Raw genomic sequence first — 16,236 nt, 5'->3', positions numbered from 1 at the left:
TTGACCGGATTCTACAGGGAGTCGCTGCCGCGTACGAAACGGTAGATGGCCACCTCGCCGAGCAGGTTCGGGGCCAGGTCGATGAACGGTGTCGAGCGGTGGGCGCGGTCGAGCAGGCGCCGCTCGCGGATCTGCACGCCCATGGTGGCGCACAGGCGCTCGAAGTCGCGCACCGTGCACAGGTGGATGTTCGGCGAGTTGTACCAAGCGTTGGGTAGGGCCGGGCTGCGTGGCATGCGCCCCTTGAGCAGCAACTGCATGCGCAGCCGCCAGTAGCCGATGTTGGGGAAGGTGACGATGCCGTGGCGGCCCACACGCAGCATGTCCTCAAGGAGTTTGTCCGGGTAGCGCACCGCCTGGACGGTCTGGCTCATGATGACGTGGTCGAAGCTGTCGCGATGGAAGTCGTCCAGCCCCTCGTCCAGGTCGGCACGGACCACATTGACGCCGCGGTCCATGCATCGGGTGACCTTGCGCGGGTCGATCTCCAGGCCGTAGGCGGTTACGCCCTTACGCTGGACCAGATAGTGGAGCAGTGTGCCGTCGCCGCAGCCCAGGTCCAGAACCCGGGAGCCCGGCTCGATCCAGTCGGCGACGATCTCCAGTTCGCGGCGCAGCGGATTCACGCCCCCACCTCCCGGGCGACGTTGCCCATGTAGGCGGAGAAGGCCTCCAGGTAGCGCTGGATGGGCATCAGGAAGGCGTCGTGGCCCTGGGTGGCCTCGATCTCCATGTAGCTGACCGGCTTGTTGTGTTCCAGCAGCGCGCGGAGGATCTCGCGCGAGCGTGCCGGGGCGAAGCGCCAGTCGCTGGAGAAGGAGAGCAGCAGGGTCGAGCACTGGATGTGCGCGAGCGCCGCGGAGAAGTCGTCGTCGTGGTCGGCGGCCGGATCGAAGTAGTCGAGCGCCTTGGTCATCAGCAGGTAGGTGTTGGCGTCGAAGTCCTGCACGAAGCGCTGTCCCTGGTAGCGCAGGTAGCTCTCGACCTCGAAGTCCACCTGCTCGAAGTCGAAGCTCATGTCGCCGCGCAGATCGCGCCCGAACTTCGCGCGCATGGCGTCGTCCGAGAGGTAGGTGATGTGTCCGAGCATGCGCGCCACCGCCAGCCCACGACGGGGCGAGACGCCGTAATCGTAGTAACGCCCGCCGTGGAACTCGGGGTCGCTCATGATCGCCTGGCGGGCGACCTCGTTGAAGCCAATGTTCTGTGCCGACAGCCGCGGCGCGGCGGCGATGACAATGGCGTGGCGCAGGCGGTCGGGGTAGTCGATGGCCCACTGCATCGCCTGCATGCCGCCCAAGCTGCCGCCGGCCACCGCCGCCCACTGGCGGATGCCCAGCTCATCGGCCAGGCGTGCCTGGCTTCGTACCCAGTCGCGCACCGTGACGATGGGGAACTGGTCGCCGTAGGGCTTACCCGTCTCCGGGTTGATGCTGGCCGGCCCGGTGGAGCCGTGGCAGCCACCCAGGTTGTTGCTGCAGACAACGAAGAAGCGGTTGGTGTCCAGCGGTTTGCCCGGACCGATGCACGTCTCCCACCAGCCCGGCTTGCGGTCGTGCTCGGAGTGGTAGCCGGCGGCATGGTGATTGCCGGAGAGCGCGTGGCAGACCAGGATGGCGTTGGTGCCCTCGCGGTTGAGCTCGCCGTAGGTCTCGTAGACCAGCTCGTACCGGGGCAGCTCCCGACCGCAGACGAGCGGCAGGGGCTCCTCGAAGGTTGCCTTGTGCTGGGTCACCAGTCCGACGGAGTCGGTCGGCGGGCTTCTCACCATGACACTTCCGCTCGCTGAGCAATAGCCGTGCAGTCTAGCGAGCCGGCTATGGCCGGGACAAGCCGCCTCAGGTTGGCGGGGGGGCTTCCGGGCGCGGCAGCCCCTCCGGCCACTGCTTGGGAGCCGTGATGCGCAGGGTCTTGTCCCGGCTGCGCTCACCGCGCAGCAGCGTCACGGCCGACTTGGCCACGCCGAACTGCCGGGCCAGCAGCTTGCACAGGGCGGCGTTGGCCTTGCCCTCAACCGGTGGGGTGTTCAGGCGCACGCGCAGTCGCTCGCCCTGCACGTCCAGCGCCTCCCGCTTGGCCCGTGGGGTGACGCGGACGTGCACCAGCCAGGCGTCGTGTTCCGGGTCCGGGGTGATCCAGGGCATGGCGTCGGCAACCGTAGCGGTCGATGGGGGGTGCGGGACGGATCACGGCGCCGCCGGACACCCCGGCGACGCCGCGGGGCCGCGGCGGCTACATGGGCAGTGGTACCTGGCCACGCAGCGGGTAGACGGTGAGCATCCGCACCACGTGGATCAGCACCAAGGCGACCAGCGGCGAGAGGTCCAGTCCGCCCATATCCGGCATGAAGGAGCGGATCGGGCGCAGGATCGGGTTGACCAGCTGCTGGAGCAGGTGCAGCCCCGGGTGGCTAGCGGTGGGGTTGACCCAGCTGATGATCACGCCGATCAGGATCAGCACCGTATAGAGGTTCAGTACCAGGCCCAGCAGGCGTCCCACCGCCTCGATCGCCAGCGGCCCGAGCGGCGGCTGCTGCCCGTAGGCGAGCAGGAAGATGATGTAGAGCGCCGCCAGTTGCAGGACGAACATCAGTACGATCGCCGCCAGATCGATGCCGCCGACCCCGGGGATGACCCGGCGCAGGGGGTTGAGCACCGGTGAGGTGGCGCGCACCAGGAACTGCGAGATCGGGTTGAAGAAGTCGGCACGCACCGTCTGCAGCAAGAAGCGCAGCAGGACCGCCAGGATGTAGAGCGAGAAGGCGGTGGCGATCAGGAAGATCAGGGCGTCGGCGAAGTGGTTGGATTCCATTACTGCTCCCCTAGCAGGTTGCCAAGCTCATCGGCGCGGGTCGCGGCGGCTTCGGCCGCCCGCTGCAAGGCACCGCGCAGATCGGACGCTTCCAGGACTTCGAGGGCGCGCTCGGTGGTGCCCCCCGGTGAGGTCACCCGCTGGCGCAGCTGCGCCGGCGGATCGTCGGATTCCAGGGCCATGCGGGCCGCCCCGGTGGCCGTCTCCAGGGTCAGCAGACGGGCCGTTTCGCGGTCCAGGCCGAGCTCCACGCCAGCCTCCTCCAACGCCTCCATGACCAGGAAGAAGTACGCCGGACCGCTGCCGGAGATGGCGGTCACTGCGTCCATCTGCTGCTCGTTCTCCAGCCACCGGGTCTGCCCCACGGCGCGCAGCAGGGTCTCGGCCAGCTCGCGCTGCGCTTCACTGGCCTGCTCGTTGGCATAGAGCGCCGTAGCACCGCTCTGTACCAGCGAGGGGGTGTTGGGCATGGTGCGCACGATGGCCGTTCCGGCGCCGAGCCAGCGCTGCAGATCGCCCAGGCGGATGCCGGCGGCGATGGAGATCGCCACCGCGCCGCGCCGGGCGATGATCGGCCCGAGCGCCTCGGCCACGCCGCGCATGACCTGCGGTTTGACGGCCAGGATGACGGCATCTGCGGCCTCCGCCGCCGCCGCGTTGTCGGCGCAGGTCTCGATGCCCAGTTCGCCGGCCAGGCGTTCGCGGCGCTCGGTCTCGGGCTCGCTGGCGACGATGTGCGTGGCCGGGTAGCCGTCGGCGATCAGCCCGCCGATAAGCGAGCGGGCCATGTTGCCGCCTCCGATGAAGGCGATGCGCGCGTGCTGGGCCATAGTGATTCCTCCTCTACATCCGCGGCCCGAAGATCGCGGTACCGATCCGTATGATGGTGGCGCCCTCGGCGATGGCCGCCTCGAGGTCCGCCGACATCCCCATCGACAGCGTGTCCAGCTCGCGGTGGCCGCGCTCGTGGAGCTCCTCGCGCAGCTTGCGCAGCCGGGCCAGCGGCTGGCGCTGCTCGGCGAACGCCTCGGCCGGTGCCGGCAGGGCCATCAGCCCGCGCAGGCGCAGCCTCGGCAGGCCGTCCACGGCGGCGGCGAGCTCGAAGACGTCGTCCGGCGGGCAGCCGGCCTTCTGCGGCTCCTCGCTGATGTTCACCTGCAGGCAGACGTTAAGCGCTTCTCGATCGCTCGGGCGCTGCTCACTGAGCCGGCGGGCGATCTTGGCCCGGTCGACGGTGTGAATCCAGTCAAAGCGCTCGGCCACCTCGCGGGTTTTGTTCGACTGTACCCCGCCGATAAAGTGCCACTGGATGTCCAGATCGGCCAGTTCCGCCTGCTTCTCGGCGGCCTCCTGCAAGTAGTTCTCGCCGAAGGCGGGCTGCCCGGCGGCGTGGGCGGCACGGATGGCGGCCCCCGGGTGGCGTTTGCTGACCGCCAGGATCTGCACGCTGCCGGCCGGGCGGCCGTGGCTGGCCTCGGCGGCGCGGACGCGCTCCTGCACCGCGGCCAGGCGGCTGGCGATTTCGCTCATGATCTCTCGGATCCCGTCTAGGCTATTGGGAAGAACCGACCCCGGAATGATACGGGGCGCTGCGTGCCGCGTCGAACCGCGCCAGGGGCGAGGCCGTCGGCCGCCTGATACCCGTGTTAAAGTGAGGAAATTGGCAGGGCTTCATGCAAGGGGGTGCGTCATGCGCATGCACGCCAACTGGCTCATCGGCGGCTGTGGTCTGGTGTTCGCCTCGCTCGGGGCGTATCACCTGCACCACTCGCCGTGGGCGGCCGAGCGGGGTGCGGCTGGCGCCGACTGCTCCGAACAGCTCGAGCGCCTGCGCGCCTCGGCCGGGATGCCCGAGGTGTCCCGGGCGGTGGTCGAGACCATCGTCGAGGACCGGCAGGCCGAGCGCGACCAGCCGGTGGGCTCCAACCGGGCGATCCCGCGCGAGCACCTTGACGAGCTGATCGACGAGGCGGCTGAGGTCACCGGCCTGAGCGCCGATCTGATCCGTGCCGTGGTGCGCACCGAGAGCGACTACCGCCCGGGGGTGGTGAGCAGTGCCGGGGCGGTGGGCCTGATGCAGGTCCGCCCGATGGCAGCGGTGGACGTTGGCGAGCGCGTAACGGAGTGGCTCGAGCGCTTCGGCGAGCGCGAGGGCCTGGAGATCGAGGCCGAGGATCTGGCCGACCCGCGGCTGAACATCCTCCTCGGCAGCCATTACTTGGCCCACCTCCACGAGCGCTACGCCAGCTACGGCGAGCCGATGGCCACATGGCTGGCCCTGGCCGCCTACAACTGGGGGCCGGGCAACGTCTACCGCAACTTGCTCTCCAACCCGAACCTGCAGAACCTCGAGGATCTGCGCTGGTTGCTCCACCGCCGGGCCCCGTACGAGACCCGGGCGTTCATCGACCGCGTGCTCGAGCGCAGCGGCAAGCGGGCCGAGGAGGCCGGCGAGGCCATCTGACATCGGCCCGCCGGCCGCACGCCTCCACGCCCCCGCTCAGTGCAGCAGCTGGAACAGCCGCTGGCGGTAGCGGCGCGCCTCCGGGTGCTCGGGGCCGAGCATGCCGAGGACCTGGAGCGCCACCTGGTGGGCCTCGTCACGACGCTCCGGGTCGCGCTGGACGAGGTGGAGCAGGTGGTCCAGGGCCTCCAGCTCGCCGCCGGCTACCACCAGGCGCAAGGCCAGTTCCAGGCGGGCCTGGCCGTCGCCGGCGTCGGCCTCCACACGCTGCTCCAGCGCCTCGAGCGCGGGCAGGTCGCGCACCCGTTCGGCGAACTCCTTGCGCGCGAGGATCCCCTGCGCCCGCGGGTCCTGCTGATCGTTGGCAGACAGCCCCTCAACCAGCGTGAAGGCCTCGTCGGCGTCACCGCTTTGCAGCAGCGCGCGGGCCAGGTCGATGGTGACCCCGGCCTCATCGGGACGCTGTTCCCGGGCAGCGCGCAGGTACGGGACCGCCTCGGTGGAGCGGCCTTCGCTCATCAGCTCCCGGGCCTGTTCATAGGGGTCCGTCTCGGGGGCCTCCACGTACTGGCCCAGCCACTGGCGCAGCTCCCCCTCGGGGACGGCGCCCATGAACTGGTCCACCGGTTGTCCTTCCTTGACCAGCAGGGCGGTGGGTAGGCTCTGCACCCCCACCTGCGTGGCCAGCTGCTGTTGCTGGTCGCAGTCCACCTTGGCCAGGCGGAAGCCGCCCTGATACTCATCGGCCAGCTTTTCCAGCAGCGGGCTGAGGGTCTTGCAGGGCTCACACCACTGCGCCCAGAAGTAGATCAGCACAGGCTGCTGCATCGAGGCATCGATGGCCTGTTCCTTGAAATTCTCGATGGTGACATCGACGACGTTGGGCGAAGCGCTCACGGTTGCCTCCGAATCGGTTCGGTTCACGGGGTGCGGGGATAGACGATGCGCCCGGCGACCAGGGTGGCGGTGGCGCGGCCGGCCAGCTCCTGGCCCAGGACCAGGGAGTTGCGGCCGCGGCTGTGCAGGCTCTCGGGGGTCACCCGCCAGGTCTGTCGCGGATCGACGACCGCCACATCGGCGGCGGCGCCGGGCGTCAGGGTGCCGGCCTCCAGGCCGAGCGCCCGGGCCGGGCCCAGGGTGACCCGGTCGACCGCCTCGGCGATCGACAGCAGCCCCTCGTCGACCAGGCGCAGGGTCAGCCCGAGCAGGGTGTCGACGCCGCTGACACCGGGTTCGCTGTCGGCGAAGGGGCAGATCTTGGCGTCAGGGTCGTGGGGCTGGTGGTCCGAGCAGATGGCGGTGATCGCCCCCTCGGCCACCGCCCGGCGCAGCCCGTCGCGGTCCTGCGCGGTGCGCAGCGGCGGGCGGACGTGGGCGGCGGTGTTGTAGGCGTCGCAGTCCTGTTCGGTGAACAGCAGCTGGTGGATGGCCACGTCGGCGGTCACCGGCAGCTGTGCCCGGCGCGCCTCGGCGACCATGGCGGCGGCGCGCGCCGTGGACAGCCGGCCCAGGTGGACCGGGTTGCCGCTCTCCTCGACGAGGGCCAGGATCCGCCCGACGGCGGCGGTCTCGGTCGCCGCCGGCTGCCCGGGCAGCCCCAGCCGGGTGGCGGTCTCGCCCTCGTGGACGCGGCCGCTGTCGGCCAGGCTCGGATCCTCCGGGGTGAGGACGACCGGCAGCGAGAAGGTGGCTGCATAGTCCAGTGCGCGCCGCAACACCAGGGTGTTGGCGACGGGGCGGCCGCCGTCGCAGACCGCCGGGCAGCCGGCGTCGCGCAGGGCGGCCATCTCGGCCAGGTACTCGCCATCGAGCTCGCGGGTCAGCGCCCCGAGCGGCCGCACGCGGGCGGCATCGGCCACCTGCGCGCGGCTGTGCACCAGCTCCACCACCGACGGCGTGTCCATGGCTGGCCGGGTGTCCGGGGGCAGGAGCAGGGTGGTGATCCCGCCGGCCGCCGCCGCCCGGCTCTCCGGGACGATGCCGCCCTTGCGCGTGGCGCCGGGCTCGCGCAGCCGCGCGGCCAGGTCCACCAGGCCGGGGAGGACCAGCTGCCCGGTGGCGTCGATGGCCCGGTCGGCGGCGAACCCGTCCGGCGCCGTGCCCACGGCGAGGATCCGCCCGTCGGCGATGAATACATCGCGCGGCTCGTCCAGGCCGCTGGCCGGGTCGATGACGTGCCCGCCGTGGATGTGGATGCGGCTCAACTCGACGCCTCCTCGATCGGTTCGGTGGGGATCTCGCCCTGCCCGCCGAGGACCATGGACATGACCGCCATGCGCACCGCGATGCCGTTTGTGACCTGGCGCAGGATCACCGAGCGCGGCCCGTCGGCCACCTGGGGGTCGAGCTCGACGCCGCGGTTGACCGGGCCGGGGTGCATGACGATGGCCTCCGGGTGGGTGCGCTCCAGGCGCCGCTCGGTCAGCCCGTAGCGGGCGAAGAACTCGCTCTCGCTCGGCAGCAGGGCGCCACGCATCCGCTCGCGCTGCAGGCGCAGCATCATCACCACGTCGGCGCCGTCGAGCCCGGCATCCATGTCCTCGTGGACCCGCACCCCCAGCCGCCCGATATCCCGCGGGAGCAGCGTGCGCGGCCCGATCACCCGCACCTCGCCAGCGCCGAGGCCGAGCAGGGCGTGGATCTGCGAGCGGGCCACCCGCGAGTGGAGGATATCGCCAACGATGGCGATGGTCAGCGGCTCCAGTGGGCCCTTTTCGCGGCGGATGGTGAAAGCGTCGAGCAGGGCCTGGGTAGGGTGGGCGTGACGCCCGTCGCCGGCGTTGATCACCGCCACCCCGGGGGCCACATGGCGCGCGATGAACTCGGCGGCGCCGCTGTCGGCGTGGCGGACCACAAAGGCGTCGCACTGCATCGCCTCGAGGTTGCGCAGCATATCCAGCAGGCTCTCGCCCTTGCTGGTGGAGGAGGTGGCCACGTCGATGTTGAGCACATCGGCCGAGAGCCGCTGGGCAGCCAGCTCGAAGGTCGTGCGGGTGCGCGTGCTCGGCTCGAAGAAGAGGTTGATGATGGTCCGCCCGCGCAACAGCGGAACCTTCTTGACCGACTTGCCGAGAACCCCGGAGAACGACTCGGCGGTATCCAGAATGCGGGCGAGCAGCTCGCGGGGCAGCCCCTCGGTGGTGACCAAGTGGCGCAGCTGCCCCTGCGGGTCGAGTTGCACGCTCACGGCGTCTCTCCTTCCAGCATGAAGCGCAGCGGCTCGGGGCCGCGCAGCTTGAGCCGCTGCCCACCGGGGAGTTCGAGCCGGGTCCCGGTGACATCCGGCTGGACCGGCAGCTCCCGTCCACCGCGGTCGACCAGCACGGCCAGGAGCACCTGCTGTGGGCGGCCGTAGTCGAACAGGGCGTTGAGCGCCGCCCGCGTGGTGCGGCCGGTGTGGATCACGTCATCGACCAGCAGCACAGCACGTCCGTCCAGGGTCACTGGAACCTCGGAGGTCTGCACCGCCGCCTTGAGCCCGGAGGTCGCGTAGTCGTCGCGGTGGAAGGCGACCTCCAGGGTGCCCACTGGCGGGCGGGCGAGGAGCCGGTCGTGCAGCCCGCGGGCCACCCACACGCCGCCGGTGTGGATGCCCACCAGGATCGGCGAGCGGATGCCGCGGCGCTCCAGCTCGGTGTTGATCTCCGCGGCGACGGTGTCGAGCAACTGCGGGACGTCGATCTCGGCGTCAGTCATGCCACCCCTTGCTGGGCAAAGAAGGTCTCGAGGATGACCGCGGCAGCCTCGGCGTGCACGGCCTGCGGGTCGCGCTGGCGCTGCCGCGGGTCGAGCCGCTCCTCCGCGGCACGCGAGGAGAGGCGCTCGTCGATGGTGTGCACCGGTAGCCCGAAGCGCCCGTGCAGGCGGCCGGCCAGGCGCCGGGCCAGGGCGGTGCTGTCGGCATCGCTGCCGTCGGCGTGGCTGGGCAGCCCCACCACCAGCGCCGCCGGCGCCCAGTGCTCAAGCAGCCCGGCGACTGCCGCCCAGTCCGGCTGTCCGTGGCGTGCGCTGAGGGTGGTCACGCCGCGGGCGGTGCCCAACAGGGCCTCGCCGACGGCCACGCCGATGTGCCGCTCACCGGGGTCGAAGCCCATCAGCATGCCGCCGGGCGGCTCAGGCATGCCCGCTTTCCGAGGAGAGCAGGGCGATGTCCACACCCAGGTGCGCGGCCGCGGCGCGCCAGCGCTGGCTGGTATCGGTGTCGAAGATGACCCGGGCATCGGCGGGGCCGGAGAGCCAGGCGTTCTGGGCCAGCTCCTCCTCCAGTTGGCCGGCGCCCCAGCCGGCGTAACCCAGCGCCACCAGGAAGCGCTCCGGGCCCTCGCCCCGCGCCAGGGCGGCGAGGATGTCCCGCGACGTGGTCAGGGCCACGCCCTCGCAGACCGGCGCGGTGGCGTTCCACTCCTGTCCGGCCGGGTGGAGCACGAAGCCGCGCTCGCGCTGCACGGGTCCACCGGCGTAGACGACCTGATCCTGCGGGCAGCCGTCGCTGATCTCCAGCTCCAGGTGGCGGAACAGATCGCCGAGGGTGACTTCGGTGGGTCGGTTCACCACGATGCCCATCGCCCCGTCCTCGCTGTGCTCGCAGAGCAGCGTCACGGTCTGTGCGAAGTTCGGGTCGTCCAGGGCCGGCATAGCGATCAGGAACTGACTGCCCAGCTGGTCCCCGCCTTGTCCGGTTTGCTCGCTCATGCGCTCCAGTATCGGCCACCGCGCGCAGCCGGGACAAGGGTGGCAAGGCAGTTATTGAGCGCGCACGCGCCGGCCCTCGATGAATGCCCAGGTCCGGGTGATCACCAGGCGGTCCTGCCCCTCGAGGACCTCCTCGGGTACATCCGGGTACGGGGCACCGAGCCGGACGATGCGCACCGCCGCCTCGTCGAGCAGCCGGTGGCGCGACGGCTGGATGATGCGCACGTCCTCTAGCGACCCGTCCGGCATCAGCGTTACCTCGAGGATCAGTTGCCCGGATAGCCCCCGCTCGCGGGCTTCGCTCGGGTAGTTGAGATTACCCACGGCCTCCACCTTGCGCGTCCAAGCCTCCATGTAGGCGGCGGCCTCGTGGGAGCGCGTGCGGGCGTTGAGAAAGCGCTTGGTCGGCTCCCGGGGCTGGCTCAGCCGCTGCTGCAGCGCCGCCGCCTCGGCGGCGGCCGCCTGGCGCCGGCTGTCGAGCAGATCCTGGAGCGAAGGCCGCTCCTCGGCCCGGGGTTGCTCATCGGCGGGCGGTGTTGGCGTCTCGGCCTGCTCGCTGTCGATCAGGGACTCGGCCCGCGCCTCAGGGGCGGCCGCCGGTTCGCCCGGCTCGGGGGCTTCCACGGCGGGGATCGGTTCGCCGGCCACCGGTGAGGGGATCTGCGCCTGCTCAGCCACGCCCCCGCCGTCCTGGTCCAGATCGGCCAGGTAGTCGGCGTCCTCCGGGGGGGTCTCGGCCTCGTCGTAGGCCAGTGTGACCTCCATCATCGAGGCATCCTGGGGGCGCTCGTCGCCCTCCCAGGTCAGCCCCACGCCCAGGATCACCAGGGCGTGGGCCACCACGGCGAGGAACAGCGCCATGCCCAGACGGTCATCCGGTTGCACCGCGGGGTCGTTCACGGCTGGTGCCTCGCTCACTCGACGTGGACCGTCTCCGGTTCGCCCCGCAACTCAACCCGCTCGGCCATGGCCTCGCTCATCCGGACCACGCCCTCGCGGTCGATGAGCAGCGCATAGCGGATCTCCAGCGCCTCGGCCAGGGCCCGCCAGTCCTCGGGGCCGGCGATGAACAGCGCCGTGGCCGCGGCGTCGGCGTGGACCGGGTCTTCGTGGATCACCGTCATCGAGCGGCTGCCCATGGCCGGGTAACCGGTGGTCGGGTCGAGGATATGGTGGTAGCGGCGGTCCTCGTGGGTGAAGGTGCGCTCGTAGTCGCCGGAGGTGAACACGCTCTCATCGGCGTGCGCCTCGACGGCGGCGAGCACCGTGCCGGCCCGGGGGTCGCGGACGCCCATCCGCCAAGGCCGATCCGCCGGCGCCCCCAGGGCGATCAGATCGCCGCCGAGGCTGATCAGCGCCGTGCGCACCCCTTGCTCGCGCAGGGCGGCCATGGCGCGCTCGCCGGCAAACCCCTTACCGATACCGCCGAGGTCGATGCGCACCGCGTCGTTGCTGCTGGTCACGTAGCGATCGGCATCCCAGCTCAGGTCGGCGATGCGCGGCGCCTGCTCCACCCAGGCCTCGATCTCCTCGGCCGGTGGCGGCTCGGCCAGCGGGCCGTCCTGGGCGGAAAAGCCCCACAGCTCGGTGAGTCCGCCGATGGCCGGGCTGAAGCGCCCGCCGGTGCGCTCCTCCATCTCGCGGGCGCGCTCGAGGATGGCGATCAGCTCCTTGCTGACGGTCATGCCCTCGCCGGCAGCGAGCCGCTCGTTGAGCGGCCCGAGCTCCGAGCCGCGAGTCGGTTCCCAGGCCTCGCTGATGGCGTCGATCTCCGCCCGGGCCGCCTTGGCGGCCGCCTCGGCGTCGCTGTCGCCGGCATCGAGGATATGGATCTCCACCTCCGTGCCCAGGGAGATGAACTGCAGTCGGGTCGAATCCGGCTCATCGGCGCAGCCGGCCAGCCCCATGGCGGCGGCCAGGGCCGCCAGCGCCAGGGCGCGGCCCGCGGAAACCAGGCGTGTCATGCCGAGCCCTCCAGGTGATCGAAGAAGGCGCCGGCGGTGTTGACGCCGCACAGGGCGTCGATCTCGCGAAAGCAGGTGGGGCTGGTGACGTTGATCTCGGTCAGCCGCTCGCCGATGAAGTCCAGCCCCACCAGTTCCAGGCCGCGTTCGCGCAGGGTGGGGGCCAGCTCGGCGCAGACGGCGCGCTCGCGCTCGGTGACCGGTGCTGCCTCGCCGCGGCCGCCGGCGGCCAGGTTGCCCCGCGTCTCGCCCCGCGCCGGGATCCGCGCCAGGGCATGGGGGAAGGGCTCGCCGCCAAAGACCAGTACCCGTTTATCGCCCTCCTCGATGCGGGGCAGGTACTCCTGGGCCAGGGCGTAGCGCCGGCCGCCGTCGGTGAGGGTCTCCAGGACCACGCTGGTGTTCGGATCGCCCGCCTCGAGGACGAAGATCGAGGCCCCCCCCATGGCATCCAGCGGTTTGAGCACCGCTTTGCCCTGCTCGGCGATGAACGCACGCAGCTGCGTCGGGTCGGCGGCCACACGGGTGGCCGGGCACAGGTGGGGCCAGTGCAGGGCGAAGAGCTTCTCGTTGGCATCGCGCAGCGCCGCCGGTCGATTCACCACCCGCACCCCCTGCGCCTCGGCCAGTGACAGCAGCTGCGTGGCGCTGATATAGCCGGCATCCACCGGCGGATCCTCGCGCATGAGGATGGTGTCGAGTTCGGCCAGGGGCATCGGCCGCGGTTCGCCCAGCGTGTACCAGTCCCGCTCGTCGTCGCGGACCTTTGCCGGCCGGCCGCGCCCGCAGGCGGCTCCGCCGTCGGCGTAGAGGTCCGTGGCCAGGAAGTACCAGAGCTCGTAGCCGCGGCGCTGGGCCTCGAGCATCAGGGCGAGGGTGGAGTCCTTGCGGGGGTGGATGGCGGCGATGGGGTCCATCACGACGCCGAGTCGAGCGCTCATGGGCAGATTCACGGCAGCTGAGTGGTTTGTGGCATTGTAACCAACCCATGGATGAGCGACGAACCAAGGCCCTCGGCGTCGACCCCCGGCGCGAGCTGACCCGGCTGCTGCCCGAGCTGCGCGACAGCGTCAGCGCCGCGGCCGTGCGTCTGCAGGAAGTCGGCGACGAGCCCGGCGCGCTGACCGCGCTCCACGGTGAGCTCCAGCGCCTGCATGGCGGATTTTTGTTCGTCGGCGTGCGCGAGCTTGAACACCTCAGCGCCGAGCTGCGTGCCGCCGCCGGCGATCTTGAGCGGGCCTACCAGGCGCCGGAGACGGCCGCGGTGGAGGCCCAACCGCTGCGCGCCGCGCTGATGGACGCCGTCCTGCGGCTGCCGCGGGCCATCGAACGCATCGCCGTCCGCGCCGAAGATCCGGTTGCGGAACTGGCCAGCCTCATCGACGGCCTGCGCCGCGCCCGCGGCGGGCCGCGCTACGACAGCCTGGCGCTGTTGCGCCAGTGCCTCGATCCGGGCGCACCCGAGGCCTCGGGCGGGGCCGGCGGGGAGGCCGCCCGCACCAGTCGCCTGGCCTACCAGCGCGGGCTCCTGGAGCTGATCCGCGGTGATGAGCGCCAGGCGCTGGGGCAGCTGCGTGGTGTCCTTGAGCCGCTGGAGGCCACCCTGGGCGACAGCGCCGCCGGCAGTGTCTGCTGGAGCGCGCTGGCCGTGCTCGATCTGCTCGACCAGGGCGACACCCTGGACCCGGTGCAGAAGCGGGCTATCGCCGCTTACGACCGCGAGCTGCGTCGTTTGGTCGAGCAGGGCGCCGATGGTGGGCTGCCAGAGCCGAGCATGGCCGAGGCGTTGCTTCAGCCGCTGACCGAGGCTCCGGGCAGCGGCCGGGTCGCGCAGGTCCAGGCCGCCGCCCGGCGTCTGCCCGGGGCCACCCTGGCCATGCCGGCGCCCGTCGAGGACGAGGCGGGGTCGGCCGCGCGGGCACTGGTGCGCAGCGACGTCGATCTGCAGGCGCTGTTTTACGCCGAGGTGGGGCCGGCGCTGTCACAGATCGGCGCCGCCCTGCAGCGCTGGCGCGCCGGCGACCCGGAGGCCGGGCTGGCCATCCAGCGCATCCTGCACACCCTCAAGGGCGGGGCGCGCTTCGCCGGGCTCACCGAGTTCTTCAGCCGCTGCCACGAGCTGGAGGGCGAGGTGGCCACCGCCCTGGCCGACGGCGCCACGGCTGAGACCGGGCAGCGCCTGCGCCACGGCCTTGAGCAGCTGGCCGACAGCGTCGGCGTGCTGCGCCGCGAGGTCCTAGGCGGTGGCGCGGAGGCGAGCGCTGGAGCGCAGGCTTACGACTACAGCGAGCTTTGGGCCGGCGAAGACGGCGGCGCACAGGCCAGTACCGCCGACGCCTGGGGCCTGCAGAGCGGTACCGGCGCGGAGGTCCTCGGCGATGCGCTGGCCACTGAGTTGGCCGAACCCGCCAAGGACGCGGGCGGTGACGCCTCCACCGGTCCTGCCGGCGAGGCAGCGGCCGAGCCGGGGTTGGACCCCGCGGCGCCACAAGCACCGCAGCCGGATTACGATCCGGCCCCGGGCGCCGACCGGCCCTATGGCTCGAGCCCGGAGCCTGACCCGGCGCCGGCAAGGGCGACCCTAGAGCCGCATGTCGACGCCTTCGATCGCCTGGTGCACGCCACTGCCGGCGAGTGCGGGCGCCGCGTCGAGCTGATGGTCGAGGGGGCGTCGTGCACTTTGCCCGAGGGTCACCTGGTGGCCCTCGGACCGGCACTGGAGCACCTGCTGCGCAATGCCGTGCGCCACGGCATCGAGCCCCCCGAGGCACGCGCCGCCGCCGGCAAGCCCGAGGTCGGCCGGGTCGCCCTGAGCCTGCACCACGGCCAGGACGAGGCGCTGCTGGTGGTCAGCGACGACGGCGCCGGCCTGGATACCGAGGCGCTGCAGCGCCAGGTCTCCGACTACGACCCCAACGAACCCACGGCGGCGCTCAGTGACGACGAGGCGCTGAGCCTGATCTGTCTGCCGGGCGTCTCCACCCTCGACCCCGAGGGTGAGCCGGGCGCCGGCATGGGCATGGACGAGGTGGCCGGCGTGGTCCACGAACTCGGCGGCACGCTGGAGATGCAGAGCGCACCGGGCGCCGGCACCCGTTTTACCCTGCGCCTGCCGATGCCCGGTGCGTCGGCCCCGGAGCAGCCCGCCGGCGAGGCCTCCGCGCGGCCCCGCGTCTTGGTTCTCGACGATTCGCGCACCATGCGCCGGATCACCGGGCATCGCCTGGCCCGCCAGGGCTTCGACCCGGAAGGGGCCGCCGGGCTCGAGGAGGCCCACCGCGCAGTGGCGGCGGGTACGCCTCGGGCGCTGCTCGTCGATCTGGAGATGGAGATGCTCCAGCACGAGGAAGGCCTCGGCGTGCTGCAGCGACTGGTGGCCGAGGCCGGCATTGACGCCGGCACGCTGGTGGCCGTGAGCACGCGGGCCGTGGATCAGGAGCGGCTCGCTGCCGCAGGGCTGGGTGCCGCCCGAGTGCTGCTCAAGCCCTACGACGAGGGGCAGCTCGCCGACGCCCTGGCCCAGGCGTGCGCCGCCTCGGCGGGCGTCGGCTAGAGCTCGCCGAGGGCCAGGCCTACCGCGGCGAGGGCGACCACCGCAGCGGTCTCCGTGCGCAGCACCCGCGGGCCCGCCCGACCGCGCCGGTACCCGTGGGCCTCGGCCGCCTGGAGCTCTGCCGGGCTCAACCCGCCCTCGGGGCCGATGAGCAGCGAGGTCGCCGCCGTCCCGGTCAACTCGCTGAGGCGCGGCTCCGCCAGCGGGTCCAGGGTCAGGCGCAGCGGATAGCCGTCGCACTGCGCCCAGGCCCGGCCCAGCGGGACCGGTTCGGTCACCCGCGGTGGGGTGTTGCGGCCGCACTGCTCGCAGGCCGCGCGGGCCACCGCCTCCCAGTGCCGCCGGCGCTTGGACGCCCGCTGCGGATCGTTCAGGCGCACCACGGTGCGCTCGGTCATGACTGGCACGATCTCGCTCGCGCCCAGTTCGGTTGCCTTCTCCACCGCGGTGTCCATGCGCTCGCCTTTGCCCACGGCCTGCAGGAGCTGCACCGGTGCCGGCAGCTCGCGTTCGGTGGGCTGGTGGGCGCCGACGTGCACCGTCACCCGCCGGCGCTCCACGGCCACCACCTCGCTCGCGTGCTCCCCGCCGTTGCCGTTGAACAGGGTCACGGTATCGCCAGGGCGCAAGCGTAGCGCCCGGGCGTGGGCGGCGGCGTCGGCGGTCAGCTCGATGACGCTGTCGGCCGCCAAGGGCTGGGCGATGTAGAGGCGCGGCATGACGGGGTCTCCGTGCTCGGGGCTGCCCGGTGA

Annotated in this window: 18 protein-coding genes; 2 read left to right on the top strand and 16 right to left on the bottom strand. The window is 71.9% G+C overall.

The annotated features are described in order from the left end of the window. Nucleotides 1-11: 11 nt before the first annotated feature. From metW to CCR79_RS05300, 6 genes are all read right to left on the bottom strand, one after another. On the bottom strand, nt 12-626 hold the full coding sequence (metW, locus tag CCR79_RS05325) for a methionine biosynthesis protein MetW (protein WP_425307179.1): 615 nt from the start codon (nt 624-626) through the stop codon (nt 12-14). Continuing rightward, a complete protein-coding gene (metX, locus tag CCR79_RS05320) occupies nt 623-1,771 on the bottom strand; it encodes a homoserine O-succinyltransferase MetX (RefSeq protein WP_201169577.1) in 1,149 nt (382 codons plus the stop codon). Before metX ends, metW begins: the two co-directional genes overlap by 4 nt. Before the next feature lie 67 nt (nt 1,772-1,838). Continuing rightward, complete coding sequence (locus CCR79_RS05315) at nt 1,839-2,144, bottom strand: DUF167 domain-containing protein (protein WP_201169575.1); 306 nt, start codon at nt 2,142-2,144, stop codon at nt 1,839-1,841. Nucleotides 2,145-2,232: 88 nt separating this feature from the next. Then, nucleotides 2,233-2,811 (bottom strand): YggT family protein, encoded by a 579-nt coding sequence (locus CCR79_RS05310; protein ID WP_201169573.1) that lies wholly within the window; start codon nt 2,809-2,811, stop codon nt 2,233-2,235. Beyond that, nucleotides 2,811-3,641 (bottom strand): pyrroline-5-carboxylate reductase, encoded by an 831-nt coding sequence (gene proC / locus CCR79_RS05305; protein WP_201169570.1) that lies wholly within the window; start codon nt 3,639-3,641, stop codon nt 2,811-2,813. The genes CCR79_RS05310 and proC overlap by 1 nt, the downstream gene beginning before the upstream one ends. Nucleotides 3,642-3,654: 13 nt before the next feature. Then, nucleotides 3,655-4,341: a YggS family pyridoxal phosphate-dependent enzyme gene (locus CCR79_RS05300; protein ID WP_201169567.1), complete on the bottom strand. Its 687-nt coding sequence runs from the start codon at nt 4,339-4,341 to the stop codon at nt 3,655-3,657. A gap of 160 nt (nt 4,342-4,501) precedes the next feature. On the opposite strand from CCR79_RS05300, the gene CCR79_RS05295 reads away from it, so the two are divergent. Next, entirely contained in the window at nt 4,502-5,275 is a 774-nt protein-coding gene (locus CCR79_RS05295; RefSeq protein ID WP_201169564.1) for a lytic transglycosylase domain-containing protein, read from the top strand. A 36-nt stretch (nt 5,276-5,311) separates the two neighbouring features. On the opposite strand, the gene trxA is transcribed toward CCR79_RS05295, so the two are convergent. From trxA to gshB, 9 genes are read right to left on the bottom strand one after another with little or no spacing between them, the layout of a single operon-like run. Beyond that, nucleotides 5,312-6,172 (bottom strand): thioredoxin, encoded by an 861-nt coding sequence (gene trxA, locus CCR79_RS13890; RefSeq protein WP_201169561.1) that lies wholly within the window; start codon nt 6,170-6,172, stop codon nt 5,312-5,314. A 23-nt stretch (nt 6,173-6,195) separates the two neighbouring features. Next, complete coding sequence (locus tag CCR79_RS05285) at nt 6,196-7,479, bottom strand: dihydroorotase (RefSeq protein ID WP_201169558.1); 1,284 nt, start codon at nt 7,477-7,479, stop codon at nt 6,196-6,198. Next, nucleotides 7,476-8,462, bottom strand: a complete 987-nt coding sequence (locus CCR79_RS05280; RefSeq protein ID WP_201169555.1) for an aspartate carbamoyltransferase catalytic subunit — start codon at nt 8,460-8,462, stop codon at nt 7,476-7,478. The genes CCR79_RS05285 and CCR79_RS05280 overlap by 4 nt, the downstream gene beginning before the upstream one ends. After that, on the bottom strand, nt 8,459-8,971 hold the full coding sequence (pyrR, locus tag CCR79_RS05275; protein ID WP_201169552.1) for a bifunctional pyr operon transcriptional regulator/uracil phosphoribosyltransferase PyrR: 513 nt from the start codon (nt 8,969-8,971) through the stop codon (nt 8,459-8,461). The genes CCR79_RS05280 and pyrR overlap by 4 nt, the downstream gene beginning before the upstream one ends. Next, a complete protein-coding gene (gene ruvX / locus CCR79_RS05270; protein ID WP_201169549.1) occupies nt 8,968-9,396 on the bottom strand; it encodes a Holliday junction resolvase RuvX in 429 nt (142 codons plus the stop codon). The genes pyrR and ruvX overlap by 4 nt, the downstream gene beginning before the upstream one ends. Beyond that, a complete protein-coding gene (locus CCR79_RS05265) occupies nt 9,389-9,967 on the bottom strand; it encodes a YqgE/AlgH family protein (RefSeq protein ID WP_201169546.1) in 579 nt (192 codons plus the stop codon). The genes ruvX and CCR79_RS05265 overlap by 8 nt, the downstream gene beginning before the upstream one ends. A 51-nt stretch (nt 9,968-10,018) precedes the next feature. Continuing rightward, nucleotides 10,019-10,885, bottom strand: coding sequence for a TonB family protein (locus CCR79_RS13885; RefSeq protein ID WP_201169543.1), 867 nt, complete (start codon nt 10,883-10,885; stop codon nt 10,019-10,021). Further along, a complete protein-coding gene (locus CCR79_RS05255) occupies nt 10,882-11,931 on the bottom strand; it encodes an FAD:protein FMN transferase (RefSeq protein WP_201169540.1) in 1,050 nt (349 codons plus the stop codon). Before CCR79_RS05255 ends, CCR79_RS13885 begins: the two co-directional genes overlap by 4 nt. Next, nucleotides 11,928-12,872, bottom strand: a complete 945-nt coding sequence (gshB, locus tag CCR79_RS05250) for a glutathione synthase (RefSeq protein ID WP_201169538.1) — start codon at nt 12,870-12,872, stop codon at nt 11,928-11,930. The genes CCR79_RS05255 and gshB overlap by 4 nt, the downstream gene beginning before the upstream one ends. 47 nt (nt 12,873-12,919) lie before the next feature. Between gshB and CCR79_RS05245 the strand changes: the two genes are divergently transcribed. Continuing rightward, complete coding sequence (locus CCR79_RS05245; protein WP_201169536.1) at nt 12,920-15,484, top strand: ATP-binding protein; 2,565 nt, start codon at nt 12,920-12,922, stop codon at nt 15,482-15,484. On the opposite strand, the gene CCR79_RS05240 is transcribed toward CCR79_RS05245, so the two are convergent. Next, nucleotides 15,481-16,203, bottom strand: a complete 723-nt coding sequence (locus tag CCR79_RS05240) for a 16S rRNA (uracil(1498)-N(3))-methyltransferase (RefSeq protein ID WP_201169534.1) — start codon at nt 16,201-16,203, stop codon at nt 15,481-15,483. The two genes, CCR79_RS05245 and CCR79_RS05240, sit on opposite strands and share 4 nt — an antisense overlap. Between the last annotated feature and the right edge of the window lie 33 nt (nt 16,204-16,236).

It is taken from the genome of Halorhodospira halophila, from assembly GCF_016653405.1.
Lineage (GTDB): Bacteria > Pseudomonadota > Gammaproteobacteria > Nitrococcales > Halorhodospiraceae > Halorhodospira > Halorhodospira halophila_A.
This window is presented reverse-complemented; position numbering and strand designations above follow the sequence as displayed.

Bases quoted from the DNA above. Each gene is read 5' to 3' on its own strand.
- proC (WP_201169570.1), bottom strand. From the start codon at position 3,641: ATGGCCCAGCACGCGCGCATCGCCTTCATCGGAGGCGGCAACATGGCC.
- ruvX (WP_201169549.1), bottom strand. From the start codon at position 9,396: ATGCCTGAGCCGCCCGGCGGCATGCTGATGGGCTTCGACCCCGGTGAG.
- CCR79_RS05295 (WP_201169564.1), top strand. From the start codon at position 4,502: ATGCGCATGCACGCCAACTGGCTCATCGGCGGCTGTGGTCTGGTGTTC.
- metX (WP_201169577.1), bottom strand. From the start codon at position 1,771: ATGGTGAGAAGCCCGCCGACCGACTCCGTCGGACTGGTGACCCAGCAC.
- CCR79_RS05240 (WP_201169534.1), bottom strand. From the start codon at position 16,203: ATGCCGCGCCTCTACATCGCCCAGCCCTTGGCGGCCGACAGCGTCATC.
- CCR79_RS05300 (WP_201169567.1), bottom strand. From the start codon at position 4,341: ATGAGCGAAATCGCCAGCCGCCTGGCCGCGGTGCAGGAGCGCGTCCGC.
- CCR79_RS05315 (WP_201169575.1), bottom strand. From the start codon at position 2,144: ATGCCCTGGATCACCCCGGACCCGGAACACGACGCCTGGCTGGTGCAC.
- CCR79_RS05245 (WP_201169536.1), top strand. From the start codon at position 12,920: ATGGATGAGCGACGAACCAAGGCCCTCGGCGTCGACCCCCGGCGCGAG.
- gshB (WP_201169538.1), bottom strand. From the start codon at position 12,872: ATGAGCGCTCGACTCGGCGTCGTGATGGACCCCATCGCCGCCATCCAC.
- CCR79_RS05265 (WP_201169546.1), bottom strand. From the start codon at position 9,967: ATGAGCGAGCAAACCGGACAAGGCGGGGACCAGCTGGGCAGTCAGTTC.
- pyrR (WP_201169552.1), bottom strand. From the start codon at position 8,971: ATGACTGACGCCGAGATCGACGTCCCGCAGTTGCTCGACACCGTCGCC.
- CCR79_RS05255 (WP_201169540.1), bottom strand. From the start codon at position 11,931: ATGACACGCCTGGTTTCCGCGGGCCGCGCCCTGGCGCTGGCGGCCCTG.
- CCR79_RS05310 (WP_201169573.1), bottom strand. From the start codon at position 2,811: ATGGAATCCAACCACTTCGCCGACGCCCTGATCTTCCTGATCGCCACC.